This window comes from Salinibacterium sp. G-O1 (genome assembly GCF_030063305.1).
Taxonomy (GTDB): domain Bacteria; phylum Actinomycetota; class Actinomycetes; order Actinomycetales; family Microbacteriaceae; genus Rhodoglobus.
On the sequence record NZ_JASISV010000001.1, the window covers coordinates 531,007 to 551,720 of the forward strand.

At 64.4% G+C, this 20,714-nt stretch carries 14 protein-coding genes; 9 read left to right on the forward strand and 5 right to left on the reverse strand.

All coding sequences use genetic code 11. The features are described from left to right. Positions 1–3 precede the first annotated feature (3 nt). On the forward strand, positions 4–984 hold the full coding sequence (locus QMG83_RS02620; RefSeq protein ID WP_283503810.1) for an ABC transporter permease: 981 nt from the start codon (positions 4–6) through the stop codon (positions 982–984). Next, the gene (locus QMG83_RS02625; RefSeq protein WP_283503811.1) at positions 981–3,236 is read left to right on the forward strand and encodes an exo-beta-d-1,3/1,6-glucosidase; all 2,256 of its coding nucleotides are present in this window, start codon (positions 981–983) and stop codon (positions 3,234–3,236) included. The genes QMG83_RS02620 and QMG83_RS02625 overlap by 4 nt, the downstream gene beginning before the upstream one ends. A 4-nt stretch (positions 3,237–3,240) precedes the next feature. On the opposite strand, the gene QMG83_RS02630 is transcribed toward QMG83_RS02625, so the two are convergent. After that, a complete protein-coding gene (locus QMG83_RS02630; RefSeq protein ID WP_283503812.1) occupies positions 3,241–3,822 on the reverse strand; it encodes a CGNR zinc finger domain-containing protein in 582 nt (193 codons plus the stop codon). 42 nt (positions 3,823–3,864) lie between these two features. On the opposite strand from QMG83_RS02630, the gene QMG83_RS02635 reads away from it, so the two are divergent. Then, positions 3,865–4,269 (forward strand): SRPBCC domain-containing protein, encoded by a 405-nt coding sequence (locus tag QMG83_RS02635; RefSeq protein ID WP_283503813.1) that lies wholly within the window; start codon positions 3,865–3,867, stop codon positions 4,267–4,269. Between the two features lie 3 nt (positions 4,270–4,272). Here the strand turns inward: QMG83_RS02635 and QMG83_RS02640 are convergent, their stop codons facing one another. Further along, complete coding sequence (locus QMG83_RS02640; protein ID WP_283503814.1) at positions 4,273–4,719, reverse strand: SprT-like domain-containing protein; 447 nt, start codon at positions 4,717–4,719, stop codon at positions 4,273–4,275. A gap of 189 nt (positions 4,720–4,908) precedes the next feature. Here QMG83_RS02640 and QMG83_RS02645 point away from each other — a divergent pair, with 189 nt between their 5' ends. Next, positions 4,909–5,313, forward strand: a complete 405-nt coding sequence (locus tag QMG83_RS02645; protein ID WP_283503815.1) for a nuclear transport factor 2 family protein — start codon at positions 4,909–4,911, stop codon at positions 5,311–5,313. Here QMG83_RS02645 and QMG83_RS02650 read toward each other — a convergent pair. Together QMG83_RS02650 and QMG83_RS02655 are read right to left on the reverse strand one after the other, a co-directional pair. Further along, complete coding sequence (locus QMG83_RS02650; RefSeq protein WP_283503816.1) at positions 5,310–6,425, reverse strand: PQQ-dependent sugar dehydrogenase; 1,116 nt, start codon at positions 6,423–6,425, stop codon at positions 5,310–5,312. The two genes, QMG83_RS02645 and QMG83_RS02650, sit on opposite strands and share 4 nt — an antisense overlap. Positions 6,426–6,504: 79 nt before the next feature. Then, positions 6,505–7,368 carry a spermidine synthase gene (locus QMG83_RS02655; RefSeq protein WP_283503817.1) on the reverse strand — a complete coding sequence of 288 codons (864 nt, stop codon included), beginning with the start codon at positions 7,366–7,368 and terminating at the stop codon, positions 6,505–6,507. 41 nt (positions 7,369–7,409) lie between these two features. On the opposite strand from QMG83_RS02655, the gene speB reads away from it, so the two are divergent. Next, complete coding sequence (speB, locus tag QMG83_RS02660) at positions 7,410–8,411, forward strand: agmatinase (protein ID WP_283503818.1); 1,002 nt, start codon at positions 7,410–7,412, stop codon at positions 8,409–8,411. Positions 8,412–8,593: 182 nt separating this feature from the next. On the opposite strand, the gene QMG83_RS02665 is transcribed toward speB, so the two are convergent. After that, complete coding sequence (locus QMG83_RS02665; protein ID WP_283503819.1) at positions 8,594–9,265, reverse strand: AAA family ATPase; 672 nt, start codon at positions 9,263–9,265, stop codon at positions 8,594–8,596. A 233-nt stretch (positions 9,266–9,498) separates the two neighbouring features. Here QMG83_RS02665 and rpoB point away from each other — a divergent pair, with 233 nt between their 5' ends. The 4 genes from rpoB to QMG83_RS02685 all read left to right on the forward strand — a co-directional run bounded on the left by rpoB (position 9,499) and on the right by QMG83_RS02685 (position 20,713). Next, on the forward strand, positions 9,499–13,023 hold the full coding sequence (gene rpoB / locus QMG83_RS02670; protein ID WP_283503820.1) for a DNA-directed RNA polymerase subunit beta: 3,525 nt from the start codon (positions 9,499–9,501) through the stop codon (positions 13,021–13,023). A 48-nt stretch (positions 13,024–13,071) separates the two neighbouring features. Then, positions 13,072–16,953, forward strand: a complete 3,882-nt coding sequence (locus QMG83_RS02675; protein ID WP_283503821.1) for a DNA-directed RNA polymerase subunit beta' — start codon at positions 13,072–13,074, stop codon at positions 16,951–16,953. A gap of 209 nt (positions 16,954–17,162) precedes the next feature. Next, complete coding sequence (locus QMG83_RS02680) at positions 17,163–18,830, forward strand: GspE/PulE family protein (protein WP_283503822.1); 1,668 nt, start codon at positions 17,163–17,165, stop codon at positions 18,828–18,830. 29 nt (positions 18,831–18,859) lie between these two features. Next, positions 18,860–20,713, forward strand: coding sequence for a type IV pilus twitching motility protein PilT (locus QMG83_RS02685; protein WP_283503823.1), 1,854 nt, complete (start codon positions 18,860–18,862; stop codon positions 20,711–20,713). Position 20,714: the final 1 nt, after the last annotated feature.

The following is a 20,714-nucleotide window of genomic DNA, read 5'->3' on the forward strand; positions in this document are numbered from 1 at the left end:
GCCATGACTGCTCCATTGAACATCATCACCCGTTCGACCGCCCGCTCCCGGTTTGGCGCCGCGTTTGCAATGTTCCGCAATCGCAAGTCGATCACCGGGCTCTCCATCCTCGGGTTCTTCGTGCTGGTCGCGATTTTCGCCGACGTGCTCGCGCCGTACTCACCAACCAAGGTCGACCCCACGGCGCGATTCCAGGCGCCGTCGTTCGAGCATTGGCTGGGCACGACCCACATCGGCGAGGACGTGCTGAGCCAGGTTATCCACGGCACACGGGGAGTCATCGTCGTCGGTTTCCTGGCAGCCATCATCGCCACGCTCATCGCGATCATCGTCGGCGTGATCTCCGGGTATCTGAGCGGATGGCGCAGCGAAGCCCTTTCGGCTCTCACGAACGTCTTCCTCGTGATCCCTGGGCTCCCCCTCATCATCATCGTCGCGTCGATGTTCGACAATCCGCCGCTGTTCGTTATTGCCGCGGTGCTGGGACTCATCGGCTGGGCATGGGGCGCACGGGTGCTGCGCGCGCAGACAATGTCGCTCCGTAACCGCGACTTCATCCAGGCCGCGCGCGCCAATGGCGAGCCGCTGCGTCGGATCATCGCGGTCGAGATGCTGCCGAACCTCATGGCGCTCATCGCCGCGAGCTTCGTCGGCACGGTAACCGCTGCCATCCTCGGCCTGACGACACTGTCGTACATCGGTGTGATCCCAGTGACGACCTACAACTGGGGCACGATCCTCAACTGGGCGAGCGCGCAGGGTGCGTTCCGGCAGAACCAGTGGTGGTGGTACCTGCCCCCGGGACTCTGCATCGCGGCCATCGGTGTCGCGCTGTCGCTCATCAACTTCGGTATCGACGAGTACGTGAATCCTCGCCTGCGCTCCGCCGGCGAGAGGGCGCGGGCCATGAAGAAAAAGGGCCTCAACATCAACGACGCCGTCACCGCAGTCCGTACCAACACCACCACGAAAGAAACACGATGACCATCCAGATCACCACGGATGTCCCATACCTGGACCCCACAATCCCGACCCCGCAGCGAGTCACCGACCTGGTCGGCCGCATGACACTGGCCGAAAAGGTCGGCCAGATGATGCAGTTCGATGCCCGCGATGGGCTCGAGCACATCGTGCTCGACCGGCACGCCGGGTCGATCCTGCACACATCGCCCGCGAAGGTACTGCGCGCCGCCGAGCTGACCGACGAGTCGCGCCTGCGCATCCCGCTTATCGTCGGTGAAGACTGCATCCACGGTCACTCCTTCTGGGAAGGGGCAACGATCTTCCCCACCCAGCTCGGCATGGCGGCGACGTGGGACGCGGAGCTGGTCGAGCGAGTGGCGCGTGCAACGGCCGTCGAGGTGGCGGCCACGGGCATCCACTGGACCTTCTCGCCGGTGTTGTGCATTGCGCGTGACCTGCGCTGGGGGAGAGTCGATGAGACGTTTGGCGAGGACCCGTACCTGATCGGCGAGCTGGCCGCAGCGATGGTGCGCGGCTACCAGGGCAACGGACTTGGCGACCGCACCGCGATCCTCGCGACGGCGAAACACTTCGCGGGGTACTCGGAGACTCAGGGTGGGCGTGATGCCAGCGAGGCCGACATCTCGCAGCGCAAGCTCCGCTCCTGGTTCCTGCCGCCCTTCGAGCGGGTGGCGCGGGCGGGCTGTGCCACCTTTATGATCGGCTACCAGACCACCGACGGCGTGCCCGCCACCCTCAACAACTGGCTGCTGAACGACGTGCTCCGAGGCGAGTGGGGTTACGAGGGCACCCTCATCACCGACTGGGACAACGTCGGCCGAATGGTGTGGGAGCAGAAAGTCCAGCCCGACCACATGCACGCCGCAGCGGCCGCCATCCTCGCCGGCAACGACATGGTCATGACGACGCCGGACTTCTTCCAGGGCGCACTGGATGCCGTGGAGCAGGGCCTGCTCGACGAGAGCGATCTCGACCGCGCGATAACGCGCATCCTGACCCTCAAATTCGACCTCGGGCTCTTCGAGAACCCGCGGCTGCCCGACCCCGCTGTCATCGAGTCAGTGATGGCCGCACCGGAGCACACGTCGCTCAACCTCGACGTAGCCCGCCGCTCGCTGGTGTTGCTGCGCAACGACGGCAGCCTGCCCCTGCAGGAGAATCGCGCACTGCGGATCGCAGTAGTTGGCCCCCTCGCCGACGACGCACAGACCCAGCTCGGCGACTGGGCCGGATCGTCCGGTCAGGTCGACTGGCTCGACAACGGCCAGCCGCGCGCGCAGATCACCACGGTGCTCGACGGCCTGCGAGCTCTGGTGCCGGCCGACTGGACCGTCACCCACGCCGAGGGCGCCGACATCCTTACCCTTGCGGACGACCCGGCAGGGTCGCACTTCCCTGACGGGCAACCCCGCCCGAAGGTCGTCGTGCCTGCCGAGGTCGACGAGGCGAAGATCGCCGAAGCTGTCGCGGCTGCGGCCCAAGCCGATGTCGTCGTGGCGGTGGTCGGCGACCGGATCGAGCTGGTCGGGGAGGGGCGTTCAACGGCAACCCTCGAGCTCATCGGAAGTCAGCGAGCGCTCCTGGAGGCTCTGGCCGCCACGGGCACCCCCCTCGTCATCGTTCTCCTTGCGTCCAAGCCTCTTGTGCTGCCCGATGCAGTTCGGGACGCCTCCCTCGTTTGGGTTGCGAACCCCGGCATGGAGGGCGGCCGCGCAATTGCCGAGCTTCTGCTTGGCAACATCGAGCCGTCGGGGCGACTGCCAATCTCGTTCGCGCGGCACGTCGGCCAGCAGCCCACCTATTACAACCAGATTCGTGGACAGCATGGCGATCGCTACGCCGACCTCACCCAGAGCCCGGCCTATGCCTTCGGTGAGGGTCTGTCGTACACGACAGTCGACTACGACGAGGCGACAATCGTCACCCCCGAGGTGACAGCTGCCGACACGGTGCGGGCCACGATCAGACTGCGCAATTCGGGCTCACGCTCCGCGCACGAGATCGTGCAGGTCTACGTGCGTGACTCTGTAACCTCGGCCAGCTGGGCTGACAAGGAGCTGAAGGCGTATCGTCACGTCGACCTCGCGCCGGGCGAGACGACCATCGTCGAGCTGGGACTGCCCGTCGCCGACTGTTCGATCATCAACGCCGCGGGTCAGCGTGTGGTCGAGCCTGGCGCTTTCGAGCTGCTCATCGGTCCGTCGTCGCGCGATGAGGTGCTGCACGCAGTCGGGTTCAACGTCTCCGCGTAAGTGATCACCGCAACCGCGCCCTGTGTGCTCGCACCTTGGCGCGGTTGCCGCACCGCTGCATCGAACACCATCGCCGGTTGTTGGAGCGCGACTCGTCGTAGAAGATGAGCTGGCAGTCGTCGGCTGAGCATTGCCGGATGCGGTCGGCCCGGTCTGCCGAGAACAGCTCCACCACCTCGCGCGCCATCACCGACAGGGTCTGGCTCACCCGCGCGTGTGCGCGACCAGCCTGACGGCGTCCGCCCGCCAGCGCCGGTGGGATGTCCGGGGTCGCCGCGAACAGGTTGATCACGTCCACGTCGTCCTCCGCGGGCCGCAGCCCCCGGCTGATCGCGATCGCCGAGCGCGCGATCACGGCACGGAGGGTGAGAGCGTCGACGAGGTCGCGATCGGTGGCCGTGCCATCCACCTCGGGGAATCGCTCGTCGAGCCAGCCGGCCAGGTCGGTGGGGGAATCGATGGTCTCCTGGGCGGGAGTGCCGTCCATGGGCCCGGTATACGCGAAGTCGAGAGCCAGGGATCCGGCGTCGAAATGCCACCGATGGCCGTCGCCACTGGTAAACCACTGCCCAGCCTCTGTGCCCACCCCACCCAATATAGGGCGCGGGTAACCAATACAGTTGGTTACATGAGCGACACAACGGGCAAGACGAAAGACGCCGGCTGGGAGCTGGGGGTGCGCACGACCGTTGCCGCGCCCTTACCCGTCGTGTGGCAGTACCTGCTCGGTGACGGCCTCGCCACCTGGCTGGGCGAGATCGACGCGCTGCCGACCGAGAAGGGAGCCGAGTACGCCACCAAGGATGGCGTGAAGGGCACGATCCGCAGCTACACCGAGAACTCCAAGCTGCGAATCTCGTGGCAGCCCAGCGACTGGCCGCATGACGCCATCATCCAGCTGACCGTGAAGGAAACCATCACGGGCACCACGATCGGCATCCACCAGGACAAGCTCGCCAACCGCGACGAGCGCAGGATGATGCTGGGCCACTGGAAGAACATCGCCGCAGCATTCGACCAGCACTTCGGCTAGGGGCTACCTCTTCACCCAGCCGATCGTGTGCGCCGCGTTGAACTTCTTCGAGCACCGTCCGCACGCGAGGGCACGGGTGGGCTTGCGATACCGGTAGTGCACGTGCCCAGCCGGGCAGGTGCCCATCCATGGTGCAAGCTCGTTGGCGATCGCGCCGTCGTGCAGCCGCTTTCCTTCGTAGCCGAGGTCTGACGCGATCGCCTTCCACTGCGGTCCGTGCCCGGCGCGGGTGCCCGCCATCGCGTGCGCCACCTCATGAAGCAGCACCTGGTGGATCTCGTCATCCTCATACTTCGCGGCGAGATACTTCGAGACGCTGATGCGCTTGTGGGTGTAGTTGCAGAGCCCGGCGCGGGTTTTCGCGTTGTCGAACTCGAAACTCCAGCTGCGGTCGAGGTGCAGGTCGATGAGGGCCGCCGCCCACGTCCGTACCCTGCTCAACTCAGCCATGCCTCGAGGTTAACCCGAGCCGCCGACGCTTCCGCCCCCGCTGCATCCAAATGAAGGAGATTTCGCCCTCAACCTCGGATTCGGGCCGCCCACAGCCCTTTTCGCAGAAATCTCCTTCATTTGGATGGGGGCGGGGGCGCCGGGGGTCGCACTCTGGCCCCTCGGCAGCCCGCGGAGTACCGTTGAACCATGGATCACGCACAGGTTCAGCAATGGCTCGACCACTACATCGCGGCCTGGGTCTCGTACGACCCGGACGACATCGGCGCTCTGTTCAGCGAAGACATCGAGTATCGCTACCACCCGCACGACGAGCCAATCAGGGGCAGGGCGGCGGTCGTCGCATCCTGGCTCGATGAGGGCGAGGCTGACGACTCCCCGTCAACGCGCGATGAGCCCGGCACCTTCGAGGCGCGGTACCAGCCCGTCGCGGTGGACGGCGACGTGGTGGTCGCTCGAGGCGTCTCGGAATACCGGGACGTGCCCGATGGGCCCATCATGCGCGTCTACGACAACTGCTTCCTGATGCGCTTCGACGATGACGGGCGTTGCCGCGAGTTCACCGAGTTCTTCGTGGAACGACCCTCGCTCTAGCTCGCGGGCGCCAGCTCGACCTGCAGAATCCGGTCGTCCCTCTCGCGCGGCGAGCCACGACCATCGGTGTTGTTGGTCAACATCCAGAGCGAGCCATCCGGGCCGGGAATCACATCGCGGATGCGCCCGAAGCTGTCCGCGAAAAAGTCCATCGCGGTCGTCGGTGAACCGGGGTTGATCGCCCACAGGCGCTCGCCACCGAGGCCCGCCATAAAGAAGGTGCCGCCCACCCACGTCAGTCCGCTGGGGCTCGCGTCATCCGTCGCCCACTGGTAAACGGGGTTCACGAAGGTCGGGTCATCCGATGCGCCCTCGACGATTGGCCAACCGTAGTTGGCCCCGGGCCGGATGATGTTGAACTCGTCCCAGGTGTTCTGCCCGAACTCGGCGGCCCACAGCTGGCCTTCGCCATCCCACGCGAGGCCCTGCGGGTTGCGATGGCCGAGCGAGTAGACGAGCGATCCGGTGAACGGGTTGTCGTCGGGCACCGATCCATCGATGTTCATGCGCAGGATCTTGCCGTTCAGACTCGCCGAATCCTGGGAGCTGTCGCGGTCGCCGGCGTCGCCGACCGTCGCATAGAGCTTGCCGTCGGGGCCGAGCTTGATGCGACCGCCATTGTGGTTGCCGGCCTTCCTGATTCCGGTCAGGATGTCGCGGCTCTCGCCCAGCGCATAGCTGCCCGTCGCGCCGACCAGGTCAAACCTCACGATCCGGTTGTCGTCCGCGGCGGTCAGGTACACGAACAGCCCGGGGGAGCGGCCGGGCGCGAGCTCGATGCCGAGCAGCCCGCCCTCGCCGCCGGGAGCCGCGCCGTCCACGGAGCCAACCTCGCGCACGGTGCCGTCAGCGGTCAGCTCCAACACCCGCCGGCTATCGCGCTCGCTGATGAGGGTGGAGCCGTCGTCGAGCCGCACCATCGACCACGGAGCATCCAACCCGCTGGCAATCACCGACGTTTCGCCGACCGGCTGCACCGCAGCGGCTGCGGCGGAGGCGGTGGGAGCGGGAGTGCTGGGCGTGGGCGTGGTCAGCTCGCCCGGAGCCTGCGTGGCGCACCCCGCGAGCAGTACCGCGACCACGGCGGCGGTGAGGGCTGAGCGAATACGCATGCCTCCATCTCACCCCAGATCGGCAGCGCGCGCACCTGTCACCCTCTCCCCATGGGACCGCGGGCGGCAGGCGGCGGCGCTACTTGCCGGACTTGACCTGGAAGATGCCCTTCGACGGAGGCGGCGACTGCACCGCGCTTTCGTCGGTCACGACCTGGGCGCTCGCGATGAACTCGCGCAATTCGGGCCCAACGATGACCTTCGACGGATGCGGTCCTGCGGCCAGCAGCCGCGGCATCCAGTGGAAAGGAAGCTCGCTTGCAGAGCCGACGAGCACGAGGTTTCCGAACCGCCGCCCCTTCAGGATCTGTGTCTCGGCGAGGATCGCGACGTGGCCGGAAACGGCAGACAGGGTGGCCGCCTGCGAGCGGGCGAACGCCAGCCCCGGGCCGTCGGCGACGTTGGCGATCAGGATGCCACGGGGCGAGAGCAGCGCGACCGCGCTGCGGTAGAACTCGACAGACGTCACGTGCGCGGGGGTGCGGGCGCCGCTGAACACGTCGACCACGAGCAGGTCGACGGAGCCGTGCAGTCCGGGCGGCAGTTTCTCCATCACGGCCCGCGCGTCGCCGTGGCGCACCCTGATCGAGGCGGACTTCGACCACGGCAGCTCCGCGCGCACCAGGTCGATGAGGTCCGACTCGAGCTCGATGACCTGCTGACGCGAGCCGGGGCGGGTCGCTTCGACGTAGCGGGGGAGGGTGAGGGCTCCCGCGCCGAGGTGCACGGCCGTGATCGGCTCGCCGGGCATCCCAAGCTGGTCGATGACATGGCCCATGCGGCGCACGTACTCGAAGAAGAGTTCGGAGGGGTCATCCATGTTGACCTGCGACTGGGGCGTGCCGTCGACGGTGAGCGTGTACGCGCCGTCAACCCACCGGTCGGGGGAGATGGTGGCGAGGTATCCGCTGTGGGACAGCACTTTCGACGGGATCTCGGTCACCTGTCGAGGGTACCCGCCCGCCGTCGCGCTACGGTGTCATCATGAGCGAGCCGATCCGTCACATCCCCGAAAACATGCGCCGTCAGCTGGATGCTCAGTCCTACGTCGGCCCCGCGACCTTCGGTATGCGGCCGCTGCTGACGGAGCCGTCGCAGCTGGACGAGTGGAAGCCGGATGTCGCGATCGTGGGCGCACCGTGGGACGACAGCACCACGAACCGGCCGGGCGCACGCTTCGGTCCGCGGGCGCTTCGCGCGAATGCGTACGACCCCGGCACCTATCACCTTGACCTGCAGGTGGAGATGTTCGACCACCTCGAGGTTGTCGACTACGGCGACGCCGTGACCAGCCACGGCATGTGGGAGCTGTCGAAGGCCGCGATCTACGAGCGCGTCAACGACGTCGCCAGCCGCGGCATCGTGCCGTTCGTTATCGGCGGCGATCACTCGATCACCTGGCCGGCAGCGACCGCGGTGGCCGAGCACCACGGCTTCGGCAATGTGGTGATGATCCACTTCGATGCGCACGCAGACACCGCGAACATCCTCGAGGGCAACCTGGCCAGCCATGGCACCCCGATGCGTCGGCTCATCGAGTCCGGTGCGATCCCCGGCACACACTTCCTGCAGGTTGGCCTCCGTGGCTACTGGCCCGGCGAGGAAGACCAGAAGTGGATGCGCGACAACGGCCTGAAGCATTTCATGATGCAGGAGATTTGGGAGCGCGGGGCGAAGGCCGTCATGACCGACGTGATCGCTGCCGCCCGGGAACGCGCAGACAAGGTGTACGTGTCGATCGACATCGACGTGCTCGACCCCGGCTTCGCGCCGGCAACGGGCACCCCGGCGCCGGGTGGTCTCGCGCCGGTCGATCTGCTGCGCATGATCCGCCAGATCGTGCTCGAGCTGGATGTCGTCGGTTTCGACGTCATGGAGGTCGCGCCCGCCTACGACCACGCCGACATCACGGTCAACAACGCCCACGGCCTGATCTGGGAGGCGCTCGCCGCGATGGCGGTCCGAAAGCGCGACGCCCGCGCCTGAGGCATCCGCGCGCGTTGCCGAGCGCATCCCGTCTCTCGCCTCCCCACCAAATGAAGGAGAAATCCGGATGCGGCGCCCCCATGCCGCACGAAACGCCTCCTGCGGCAGAAATCTCCTTCATTTGGGGGGAGAATGGCGCGGGAGGCCACGGGCACGGGACGAACCCGCGCCAGCCGAGCGCGTCAGGCGTCGGTGTCGTCCGGGAGTCCGCCGAAGTGCGCCCACAGCACCTCGTCGACGAGTTGGATGCTCGCCGCAAGTCGCTGCTCCGCGTCGCCGCCCACGAGCGCCCACGGCTGGTCGCGCACGGTCAGCTCTTCCTCGAACCAGCGCTGCATGGCCTCGCGGTAGTCCTCCCCGTCACGGATGCCGTCCTGCTCGAACGGCACCCCCTCGATGTCGCTGATGATGTATAGCCCCCGCTGAGGAAGCTCGGGCACGGCATCGAAGGCTGCGGTCGAGGCGTCGCCGAGGTAGCGGCGTTCCCACAGGCGGGTCGCGAAAGCGTCGGTGTCGCACAACAGCACGGGTGAGCCGGCGGCAGCCGCGGCATCCTCAAGGCGTTGCTGCTCCTCGGCGATGTTGGCGAAGTCTTCGGCGGTCCACTCTGCGGAGTGCACGGGCGCGTCAGGGTCGTTCTCGATCACGCCCTGCCTGGCGAGCAGCATCCGGGTGTACTCGCGGCCGTACTCGGGCACCCAGATGGTGTGCTGCCACACGTCGCCGCGCGACTGGTAGTGGGCGGCGAGGGAAGCGGCGAGCGTGGTCTTGCCGCTCGATTCTGAGCCGACAAGGATGATCCGGATGGCTCGCTCCGCTCGCACCTCGGGTGCCAGTTCACGCCAACTTGCCACTCTTATAGTCCATTCCCAGAATCAGGTCAAGATTCAACTTGCGCAGGCGTGTCAGATCGTCCTATAGTTGATCCTTGCGCTCCCAATCAAAACCATGCCGTCATATTGCGGACAGCTGGCGTGCCCCGAGTATAGCGGCGGGGTAAATCGTTCCTTGATTTTGGTGAGCATTTCATTACCGACCGTCGGGTTTCCGACATTAGGGCCCGACGGGGTCCACGGAGGTTATTTCCTTGGCTGCTGCGAAAAACGCATCCACCAGTAAGTCCCCCAAGAACGGCCGTGCAGCATCGCGGCTTTCTTTCGCCAAGATCACCGACACGTTGACGGTTCCGGATCTGCTTGCATTGCAGACCGAGAGCTTCGACTGGCTGGTTGGCAACGAGATCTGGAAGCAGCGCGTTACGGACGGTGTCGCCCAGGGGCGCACCGACCTCCCTTCGCGCAGCGGACTGGATGAGATCTTCGAGGAGATCTCTCCGATCGAAGACCTCGGCGAAACCATGCAGCTCTCGTTCACGGGTCCTGAGCTCGAAGAGCCCAAGTACACGATCGACGAGTGCAAGGAGCGCGGAAAGACTTTCGCCGCTCCTCTCTATGTGAACGCCGAGTTCATGAACCACCTCACCGGTGAGATCAAGACCCAGACGGTCTTCATGGGCGACTTCCCGTTGATGACGGAGAAGGGCACGTTCATCATCAACGGCACCGAGCGTGTCGTCGTGTCTCAGCTCGTGCGTTCCCCCGGTGTGTACTTCGACCGCACCCCCGAGAAGCTGTCCGACAAGGACATCTACTCCGCTCGCATCATCCCGAGCCGTGGTGCATGGCTCGAGTTCGAGATCGACAAGCGCGACCAGGTCGGCGTTCGCATCGACCGCAAGCGCAAGCAGAGCGTCACCGTCTTCCTGAAGGCCCTCGGCCTGACGAGCGAGCAGATCCTCGAGGAGTTCAAGGGCTTCCCGTCGATCGAGCTCACGCTCGAGAAAGACAACATCCTCACCAAAGAAGAGGCGCTCAAAGACATCTACCGCAAGCTCCGTCCCGGAGAGCAGGTTGCTGCCGAGGCTGCACGCGCGCTTCTCGACAACTTCTACTTCAACTCGAAGCGCTACGACCTGGCGAAGGTTGGTCGTTACAAGATCAACCGCAAGCTCGGTCTCGACACCGACATCAAGCAGTCGGTGCTCACCATCGAAGACATCATCGCGACGATCAAGTACATGGTCGCCCTGCATGACTCGTCGTCGAGCTACGTAACCGTTCACGACAACGCGCTGTCGACCATCAAGGGTCTGCGCGATGGCAAGAAGGTGGATGTCCGTCTCGACATTGACGACATCGACCACTTCGGCAACCGTCGTATCCGCGCCGTGGGTGAGCTCATCCAGAACCAGGTTCGCACCGGTCTCTCCCGTATGGAGCGCGTCGTTCGCGAGCGCATGACCACACAGGACATCGAAGCGATCACCCCGCAGACCCTGATCAACGTGCGCCCCGTCGTCGCCGCGATCAAGGAGTTCTTCGGTACCTCGCAGCTCTCGCAGTTCATGGACCAGAACAACCCGCTCGCGGGTCTGACCCACAAGCGCCGCCTCTCGGCGCTGGGCCCAGGTGGTCTTAGCCGTGAGCGTGCTGGCGTCGAGGTTCGAGACGTTCACCCGTCGCACTACGGCCGCATGTGCCCGATCGAGACCCCGGAAGGCCCGAACATCGGCCTGATCGGTTCGCTCGCATCGTTCGCACGCATCAACGCGTTCGGGTTCATCGAGACTCCGTACCGTCGTGTCGTCGGCGGCACGGTCACCACGACCATCGACTACCTGACCGCATCAGAAGAAGATGACTTCGTTGTCGCGCAGGCAAACGCACCGCTCACGGCTGCGTCGACCTTCGCTGAGCCTCGCGTGCTTGCTCGTAAGAAGGGTGGCGAGGTTGACCTCATCCCCACCGAGCAGATCGGCTACATGGATGTGTCGCCGCGCCAGATGGTGTCGGTTGCTACCTCGCTGATCCCGTTCCTTGAGCACGACGATGCAAACCGCGCGCTCATGGGTGCCAACATGCAGCGCCAGGCTGTCCCGCTGCTGCGCAGCGAAAGCCCGCTCGTCGGAACCGGTATGGAGGGCTTCGCAGCCATCGACGCCGGCGACGTCATCACCGCCGACAAGGCCGGTGTCGTCTCCGAGGTTTCGGCCGACGTCGTCACCATCCAGCTGGATGAGGGCGGAACGCAGGATTACTTCCTGCGCAAGTTCGACCGCTCCAACCAGGGCACCAGCTACAACAACCGCGTCATCGTCAGTGCGGGCGACCGCGTCGAGCAGGGCGAAGTCCTGGCCGACGGCCCCGCGACGGAGAACGGCGAGCTCGCCCTCGGAAAGAACCTGCTCGTGGCATTCATGCCGTGGGAGGGTCACAACTTCGAGGACGCGATCATCCTGAGCCAGAACCTGGTGAAGGACGACACGCTCAGCTCAATCCACATCGAAGAATACGAAGTGGATGCCCGCGACACGAAGCTCGGCAAGGAGGAGATCACCCGTGACCTCCCCAACGTCAGCCCGGAGCTGCTCGCCGACCTCGACGAGCGTGGCATCATTCGCATCGGTGCAGAGGTTCGCCCCGGCGACATCCTCGTTGGCAAGGTCACGCCCAAGGGTGAGACCGAGCTTTCCGCCGAGGAGCGCCTGCTGCGCGCCATCTTCAACGAGAAGAGCCGCGAAGTTCGCGACACCTCGCTGAAGGTTCCGCACGGTGAGGCCGGCACGATCATCGCTGTCAAGGAGTTCAACGCTGACAACGATGACGAGCTCGGCTCGGGTGTCAACCAGCGCGTTGTCGTCTACATCGCCCAGAAGCGCAAGATCACCGCTGGTGACAAGCTCGCTGGTCGTCACGGCAACAAGGGTGTTATCTCGAAGATCCTGCCGGTCGAGGACATGCCGTTCCTCGCCGACGGAACTCCGGTCGACGTCATCCTGAACCCGCTCGGTATTCCTGGACGAATGAACTTCGGTCAGGTGCTCGAGACTCACCTCGGCTGGGTTGCCAAGCAGGGCTGGGACGTTGATGGTGCACCCAAGTGGGCCAAGACGCTTCCCGACCACGCTCGCAGCGCGGCTCCAGGCACCAAGGTTGCGACCCCGGTGTTCGACGGTGCGCTTGAGACCGAAATCGAGGGTCTGCTCAACTCGACGACGCCCACGCGTGACGGTGACCGCCTGATCGACTCCACCGGAAAGACCCGTCTGTTCGACGGTCGCTCCGGTGAGCCGTTCCCCGAGCCCGTCTCGGTCGGTTACATGTACATCCTGAAGCTCCACCACCTGGTGGACGACAAGATCCACGCTCGCTCGACGGGCCCGTACTCCATGATCACGCAGCAGCCGCTGGGTGGTAAGGCTCAGTTCGGTGGCCAGCGATTCGGTGAGATGGAGGTCTGGGCGCTTGAGGCATATGGTGCCGCGTACGCGCTTCAGGAACTCCTCACGATCAAGTCGGATGACATCCTCGGCCGCGTGAAGGTGTACGAGGCGATCGTCAAGGGTGAGAACATCCAGGAGCCGGGTATTCCGGAGTCCTTCAAGGTGCTCATCAAGGAAATGCAGTCGCTGTGCCTGAACGTCGAGGTGCTCTCGGCCGACGGTTCCATCGTCAACCTGCGCGACACGGATGACGAGGTCTTCCGCGCTGCGGAAGAGCTGGGCATCAACATTTCCACGCGGTTCGAGTCTTCGTCCATCGACGAGATCTAGAACCTCCCTCTCACTCATAACTGCAGCTCCTAAGAGAGAAGACATACATTGCTCGACGTTCACGCGTTTGACGAAATTAAGATCGGTCTCGCTACCGCCGACGACATCCGTCGCTGGTCACATGGTGAGGTCAAGAAGCCAGAAACGATCAACTACCGCACGCTCAAGCCTGAGAAGGATGGTCTCTTCGGAGAGCAGATCTTCGGCCCGAGCCGTGACTGGGAGTGCTCGTGCGGCAAGTACAAGCGAGTCCGCTTCAAGGGAATCGTGTGCGAGCGTTGCGGCGTTGAGGTCACCAAGTCCTCAGTGCGCCGTGAGCGCATGGGCCACATTGAGCTCGCCGCACCCGTAACGCACATCTGGTACTTCAAGGGTGTTCCGTCGCGACTCGGCTACCTGCTCGACATGGCGCCGAAAGACCTCGAGAAGGTCATCTACTTCGCGGCATACATGATCATCTCGGTGGATGAGGAGGGTCGTCACTCCGACCTCCCCGGCCTCGAGAACGAGATCCGTCTCGAGATCAAGACCCTCGAAGGCCAGCGCGACACTCGCATTGCTGACCGCCTTGCGAAGCTTGAGGAAGACCTCGCGGCTCTTGAGGCCGAGGGCGCCAAGAGCGACCAGAAGCGTCGCGTCAAGGATGGCGCCGAGAAGGAGATGAGCCAGGCCCGCAAGTCGTTCGACGAGCAGATCAGCCAGCTCGAGCGCGTCTGGGACGACTTCCGCAGCCTGAAGGTCGGTGACCTCAAGCCTGAGGATTCCGTCTTCCAGGAACTGCAGGACCGTTTCGGAACCTACTTCGAGGCCTACATGGGCGCCGAGGCCATCCAGAAGCGCCTGCAGGCGTTCGACCTGGCCACCGAGAGCGTTGACCTCCACGACCAGATCGCCAATGGCAAGGGCCAGAAGAAGATCCGCGCCATCAAGCGACTGCGCGTGGTCAACTCCTTCCTCCAGACCGGCAACTCGCCGGCCGCCATGGTGCTCGAAGTTGTGCCGGTCATCCCGCCCGAGCTGCGCCCGATGGTGCAACTGGATGGTGGCCGCTTCGCGACCTCCGACCTCAACGACCTCTACCGTCGTGTGATCAACCGCAACAACCGCCTCCGTCGCCTGCTTGACCTCGGTGCTCCCGAGATCATCGTGAACAACGAGAAGCGCATGCTGCAGGAGGCCGTTGACGCACTGTTCGACAACGGTCGTCGTGGACGCCCCGTCACAGGTACCGGCAACCGTGCCCTCAAGTCACTGAGCGACATGCTCAAGGGCAAGCAGGGTCGTTTCCGCCAGAACCTGCTCGGAAAGCGCGTCGACTACTCCGGTCGTTCGGTCATCATCGTCGGCCCGCAGCTCAAGCTTCACCAGTGTGGTCTGCCCAAGCAGATGGCACTCGAGCTGTTCAAGCCGTTCGTGATCAAGCGCCTCATCGACCTCAGCCACGCTCAGAACATCAAGAGCGCCAAGCGCATGGTCGAGAGGAGCCGCCCGCAGGTGTGGGATGTTCTCGAAGAGATCATCCGCGAGCGTCCGGTGCTGCTCAACCGCGCACCAACGCTTCACCGTCTCGGCATCCAGGCCTTCGAGCCTCAGCTGGTCGAGGGCAAGGCCATCCAGCTTCACCCGCTCGTGTGTGCTGCGTTCAACGCAGACTTCGACGGTGACCAGATGGCTGTGCACCTTCCGCTGTCGGTCGAGGCCCAGGCCGAGGCCCGCGTGCTCATGCTCGCGAGCAACAACATCCTGAAGCCGTCTGATGGCCGACCGGTGACCCTGCCCACACAGGACATGATCATCGGCCTGCACCACCTGACCACGCTCAAAGAGGGCGGTGAGGGTGAGGGCCGTGCGTTCTCGTCCGTCGCCGAGGCAATCCTCGCGTTCGATCAGCACTCGCTGAACCTGAACTCGAAGGTGCGCATCCGTCTCGAGAACGTGTACTTCGCCGAGGGCGAGGCCCCTGAGGGCTTCGTGCAGGGCAAGACCGTTCTGATGGACACGACCCTTGGTCGCGCGCTGTTCAACGAGGCTCTTCCCGCCGACTACCCGTACATCGAGGCAGTCGCCGACAAGGGCCAGATCTCAGCGATCGTCAACGACCTCGCGGAGCGCTACCCCAAGGTGGAGGTCGCAGCAGCACTCGACCGCATCAAGGACGCCGGTTTCCACTGGGCCACCCGCTCAGGTGTGACCGTGGCGCTGAGCGACATCGTGACCCCGCCGAACAAGCCGGAGATCATCGCCGGCTACGAGAAGCAGGCCGCGAAGGTTCAGGACCAGTTCGACAAGGGACTCACGACCGACGCCGAGCGTCGCCAGGAGCTCATCGAGATCTGGAACAAGGCGACCGCAGAAGTTGCGACCGCCATGCAGTCCAACTTCGCCTCAGACAACAACATCAACCGCATGGTGTCGTCTGGTGCTCGTGGTAACTGGATGCAGGTTCGCCAGATCGCCGGTATGCGTGGACTCGTGTCGAACCCGAAGGGTGAGATCATCCCTCGCCCGATCGTGCACTCCTACAAGGAGGGCCTGACCGTGGCCGAGTACTTCATCTCGACTCACGGTGCCCGTAAGGGTCTGGCCGACACTGCGCTTCGTACCGCTGACTCCGGTTACCTGACCCGTCGACTCGTTGACGTCTCGCAGGATGTCATCATCCGTGAAGACGACTGCGGCACGTCCAAGGGTCTCGACATGCCGATCGCAGCACAGGATGCCGCTGGAAAGTGGATTCTCGACAGCAACGTCGAGAACTCGGTCTACGCGCGCAGCCTCGCCGCTGAAGCGGTTGACGCCAAGGGCAAGGTCGTTGCAGCCGCCGGCGCCGATGTTGGAGACGTTCTGCTTGACACCCTCGTGTCGGCTGGCGTTCACAACATCAAGGTGCGTTCGGTGCTCACGTGCGAGTCCGTCGTCGGTGTGTGTGCTGCCTGCTACGGCCGCTCGCTTGCTACCGGCCTGCTCGTCGACATCGGTGAGGCCGTCGGTATCATCGCGGCCCAGTCGATCGGTGAGCCAGGAACGCAGCTCACCATGCGTACCTTCCACACCGGTGGTGTTGCTTCGGCAGACGACATCACGCAGGGTCTTCCCCGCGTGACCGAGCTGTTCGAGGCTCGTACGCCCAAGGGTGCTTCGCCCATCGCCGAGGCCGCAGGTCGCATCACGATCGAGGACACGGATCGCGCTCGTCGCCTCATCCTGACTCCCGACAATGGTGATGAGCCCGTTGCCTACCCGGTGCTTCGCCGCGCAACCCTCCTCATCGAGGACGGCCAGCACGTCGACCTGGGCCAGCAGCTTCACGTCGGAAACCTTGACCCGAAGGAAGTTCTTCGCGTCAAGGGTGTCCGTGCCGTGCAGCTTCACCTGGTTGATGGCGTGCAGGGCGTGTACCGCTCGCAGGGTGTGCCGATTCACGACAAGCACATCGAGGTCATCGTTCGCCAGATGCTCCGCAAGGTGACCGTGGTTGACCACGGTGACACCGGACTTCTGCCCGGTGAGCTCGTCGACCGGCTCAAGTACAACGAGCTGAACCGCGCTGCTCTCACCGAGGGCAAGTCCACAGCATCGGCTCGCCAGGAGGTCATGGGTATCACCAAGGCGTCACTGGCAACCGAGTCGTGGCTGTCGGCCGCGTCGTTCCAGGAGACCACGCGTGTGCTCACGCAGGCCGCCATGGAGGGCAAGTCCGACCCGCTGATGGGCCTCAAGGAGAACGTCATCATCGGAAAGCTCATCCCGGCAGGCACGGGCCTCCCGCGCTACCGCGATGTGTCTGTCGAGGCGACGGAAGAAGCCAAGGCCGAGCGCTACCCGAACCGCATCTTCAACGATGAGTCCGTGTTCAGCGAGAGCGACCTGAGCTTCGTCGATTTCGACAGCTTCAGCTCGGATGACAGCAACCCGGGAACCTACAACTAGGCAGTCTCGGCGTCACCTTCTGGTGGCACCAACGAAGGGCCCTCGTCACTGCGACGGGGGCCCTTCGTCGTGTCAAAAACAGCGTCTACCCCCCGATAACGGGACTGTCGCGCGGGTGACGCCACGAGTTACATTGACACTCGACGTTGAATGCTGCCTCACCCGAAGAGGACGCGGCGTCGTGATGCAGCAATATTGGGGGAAAGTCGATGACTTCGTTAACGGAGATTCTGATTCTGCGTGGAGTTATGCCCATCGAAAGTCTTGACTCGTTCACCGACGGCTGGGGTGAAGAGGAGAACTCTGTCCGTGCCCTCGTTGAGAAGGGTGTTCTCACCGAGAATCAGGTGGCCTCCGCGCGCGCGGCCCAGGCCGGTCTGCCCTTCGTTGAGCTGCTCGAGCACCCGGTCGACCGCTCGGCTGTTTCGCTCGTTCCGTCGTCGTTGTGCCGTCGCCACGAGGTGCTGCCGATCGCGATGGGCGCCGGCTCCCTGACCCTTGCGATGGTCGATCCAGGAAACATCTTCGCCATTGACGACGTTCGTGCGGCCACGAAGCTGCAGATTCATGTCGCTGTCGCAGAACGCTCCGACCTGCTCAGCGCCATCGACCGCTTCCACCGCGCCGACGGTGAGCTGAACGATCTCACCTCAGAACTCGAGGAAGAGAACGTCAGCACAGACGTCGCGCTCGCCGGGCAGGAGCCGAAACAGGATGACGCACCCATCGTGCGCTTCGTGAACCTGTTGATCAGCCAGGCCATCCAGGACCGCGCATCCGACATCCACATCGAACCGGGTGAGCGCCAGCTGGCCGTCCGCTACCGCATCGACGGCGTGCTCCACGAGATGCAGCACGCACCAAAGTCGATTCAGAATGGCGTGATCTCGCGCCTGAAGATCATGAGCGACATCGACATCGCCGAGCGCCGCAAGCCGCAGGATGGCCGCATGTCGGTCAGCCACGGCGGTCGCAAGATTGACCTCCGCGTTGCCACGCTGCCGACCGTGTGGGGCGAAAAGGTCGTCATGCGTATTCTCGACAACGCGGAATCGAACATGGCGTTGAGCGATCTGGCGATGCTCGACCACAACATGGAGAGCTACCGCTCATCGTTCACCAAGCCGTACGGCATGATCCTGGTGACCGGGCCGACCGGTTCCGGTAAGTCGACAACCCTCTACACGACGCTGCACACCGTTGCGAAGCCGGAGATCAACGTGATCACCGTCGAAGACCCGGTCGAGTACCGGATGCCCGGAATCAACCAGGTTCAGGTCAACACGAAGGCTGGCCTCACGTTCGCGAGTGCGCTGCGGTCGATCCTTCGTTCCGACCCCGACGTGGTGCTCATTGGTGAGATCCGTGACCACGAGACGGCCCAGATCGCCATCGAAGCCGCTCTCACCGGGCACCTCGTGCTCTCGACTCTTCACACCAACAACGCCCCGAGCGCGGTGACCCGACTCATTGAGATGGACATCGAGCCATTCCTGGTGGGGTCCGCCATCGACTGCGTTGTCGCGCAGCGACTCGCTCGGCGCCTGTGTGACCGGTGCAAGCAGCCGTATCAGCACGACTCTGCCGAGTTGTCGAACCTGCGTTTCGGTTACGACCCGAGCCAGCCTGTGCCTGTGCTGTTTCGCCCGACGGGCTGCCAGACCTGTTCGGGCACCGGATACCGCGGTCGTGTCGCCATCCACGAGGTCATGCAGATGTCGGAAGAAATCGAGCGGATGGCGGTAGATCGCGCCTCTGCGGCCGACATCGCTCGAACTGCACGCTCGCAGGGGATGATTCCGCTGCGGGACGACGGCTGGAGTAAAGCTCTGATGGGCCTTACTTCCATTGAAGAAATTTTGCGAGTAGTCGCCTAATACTGGCGATCGAGATCCGGGGGGACCTAATGACCAGAGAAGTGCACGAGATTCCAATTTCAGACGAGTCGAGCATGCTGCGCACCCGCGTGCGCAGCGAATCGACCGAAGGCTTTCCGCCGCTCAAGCAACAGACCGCGGTGTCGGCGTACGACTTGGCGCCGCCGCCAGTGCAGTTCGGTGCTCCGGCGCCGCAGGCACCAGCCGCGGGTGTGGCAGCTCCGCCAGCGCCGACCTACGTGCCGTCAGCGCCGCTGATTTTCCCACCGCAGCCACCGCAGCCAGCGTCGCCCGCCGCACAGGCACCAGCACAGGCACCAGCACCAACACCAGCGGCAGTGCCGCCGGCGATGGCGACGCCGCCGGCGCCGGTGTCTGCGATGGCTCCGCCGCGCGTAGTCGCTCCCGCAGCGCAGCCTCAGGCGGCCGCGGCGGTGACGCCCGCAGCGACCACCCCGCCGGTGACGGCACCTGCTCCGACGTCACGGCGTGCCGCCGTCGCCCAGGACGCAATGACCGAGGTGCTGTCGGCCGTGCCGTCAGTCGCACCCGCCGCAGCCTCACCGGCTGCCGCACCGGCCGCGCCCGCACCCGCGCCGGAAGCTGTCACGCTCCCGCTCAGCACCGCGTTTGGCGGCACGTTCCTTCCGGCGATTCACTCGTCGTCGGAGCCGCTGGAAAGCGACATCGACCCTTCAGGCGACATCAACGTTGGAACCACCGAGCATCCAGAGGCAAGCCCTCAGCTGATCGACGCGCTGAGGGCTGTCCTGCGGCTGACGGCGTCCGACCTTCATGTGTCGTCAAATGCGCCGCCCATGCTGCGAATCGACGGCGCACTGCAGCCGCTTCCGGACTCCACGGTGTGGAGCAAGGAGACGGTTGCAGACGCCCTCATGAGCTTGCTTACCCCGGCTCAGGCAGCCACTTTTGAGGAGAAGCTCGAACTCGACTTCGCTTTCACGGTGTCTGACAAGGCCCGTTTCCGGGTGAACTACTACCGGCAGCGCGACACGATTGGTGGCGCGTTCCGACTCATCCCGACCGAGATCAAGCCGCTCGAAGATTTGAAGATCCCCGACACGGTGGCACGTTTCGCCGAACTCGCTCGCGGTCTCGTGCTCGTCACCGGCCCTACCGGTTCGGGAAAGTCCACGACCCTGGCCGCCTTGGTCGACTTGGTGAATCGCACCAGAACCGACCACATCGTGACGGTGGAAGACCCCATCGAGTTCATGCACGGCAACAAGCGTTCGCTGATCAATCAGCGCGAGGTCGGCAGTGACACGCACAGCTTCGCGTCGGCACTCAAGCACGTGCTTCGTCAGGACCCCGACGTCATTCTGATTGGTGAGCTCCGAGACCTCGAAACGATTTCGGTTGCGCTCACAGCCGCCGAAACCGGTCACCTCGTGTTCGCAACCCTGCATACGCAGAGTGCGGCATCCACTATCGACCGTGTCATCGACGTCTTTCCGCCGCACCAGCAGGAGCAGGTGCGCGCGCAGTTGGCATCCACCCTGCAGGGCGTCGTCTGTCAGACGCTGGTGAAGATGGCCAGCGGCAAGGGCAGAGTCGTTGCCACCGAGGTGATGGTGGCGACTCCCGCTATCGCCAACCTCATTCGCGAGGGGAAGACCTACCAGATTCCGACCGCTCTGCAGGCTGGTCGAGACCTGGGAATGCTCTCGATGGATCAGCACCTCGCCGACCTGGTCGACCGCGGCAAGATCACTCATGCCGCCGCGATGGAGAAGGCGCAGGACCCGGAGGGGTTGAAGCGACTGATCAACCGCGTAGATTCGGGTGTTTCCTCGGCGTCTACCAAGATGGCGGCTGCCGCACACGACTTCAGCTCCAGCTTCTCTGTGACGGCGAACTGAC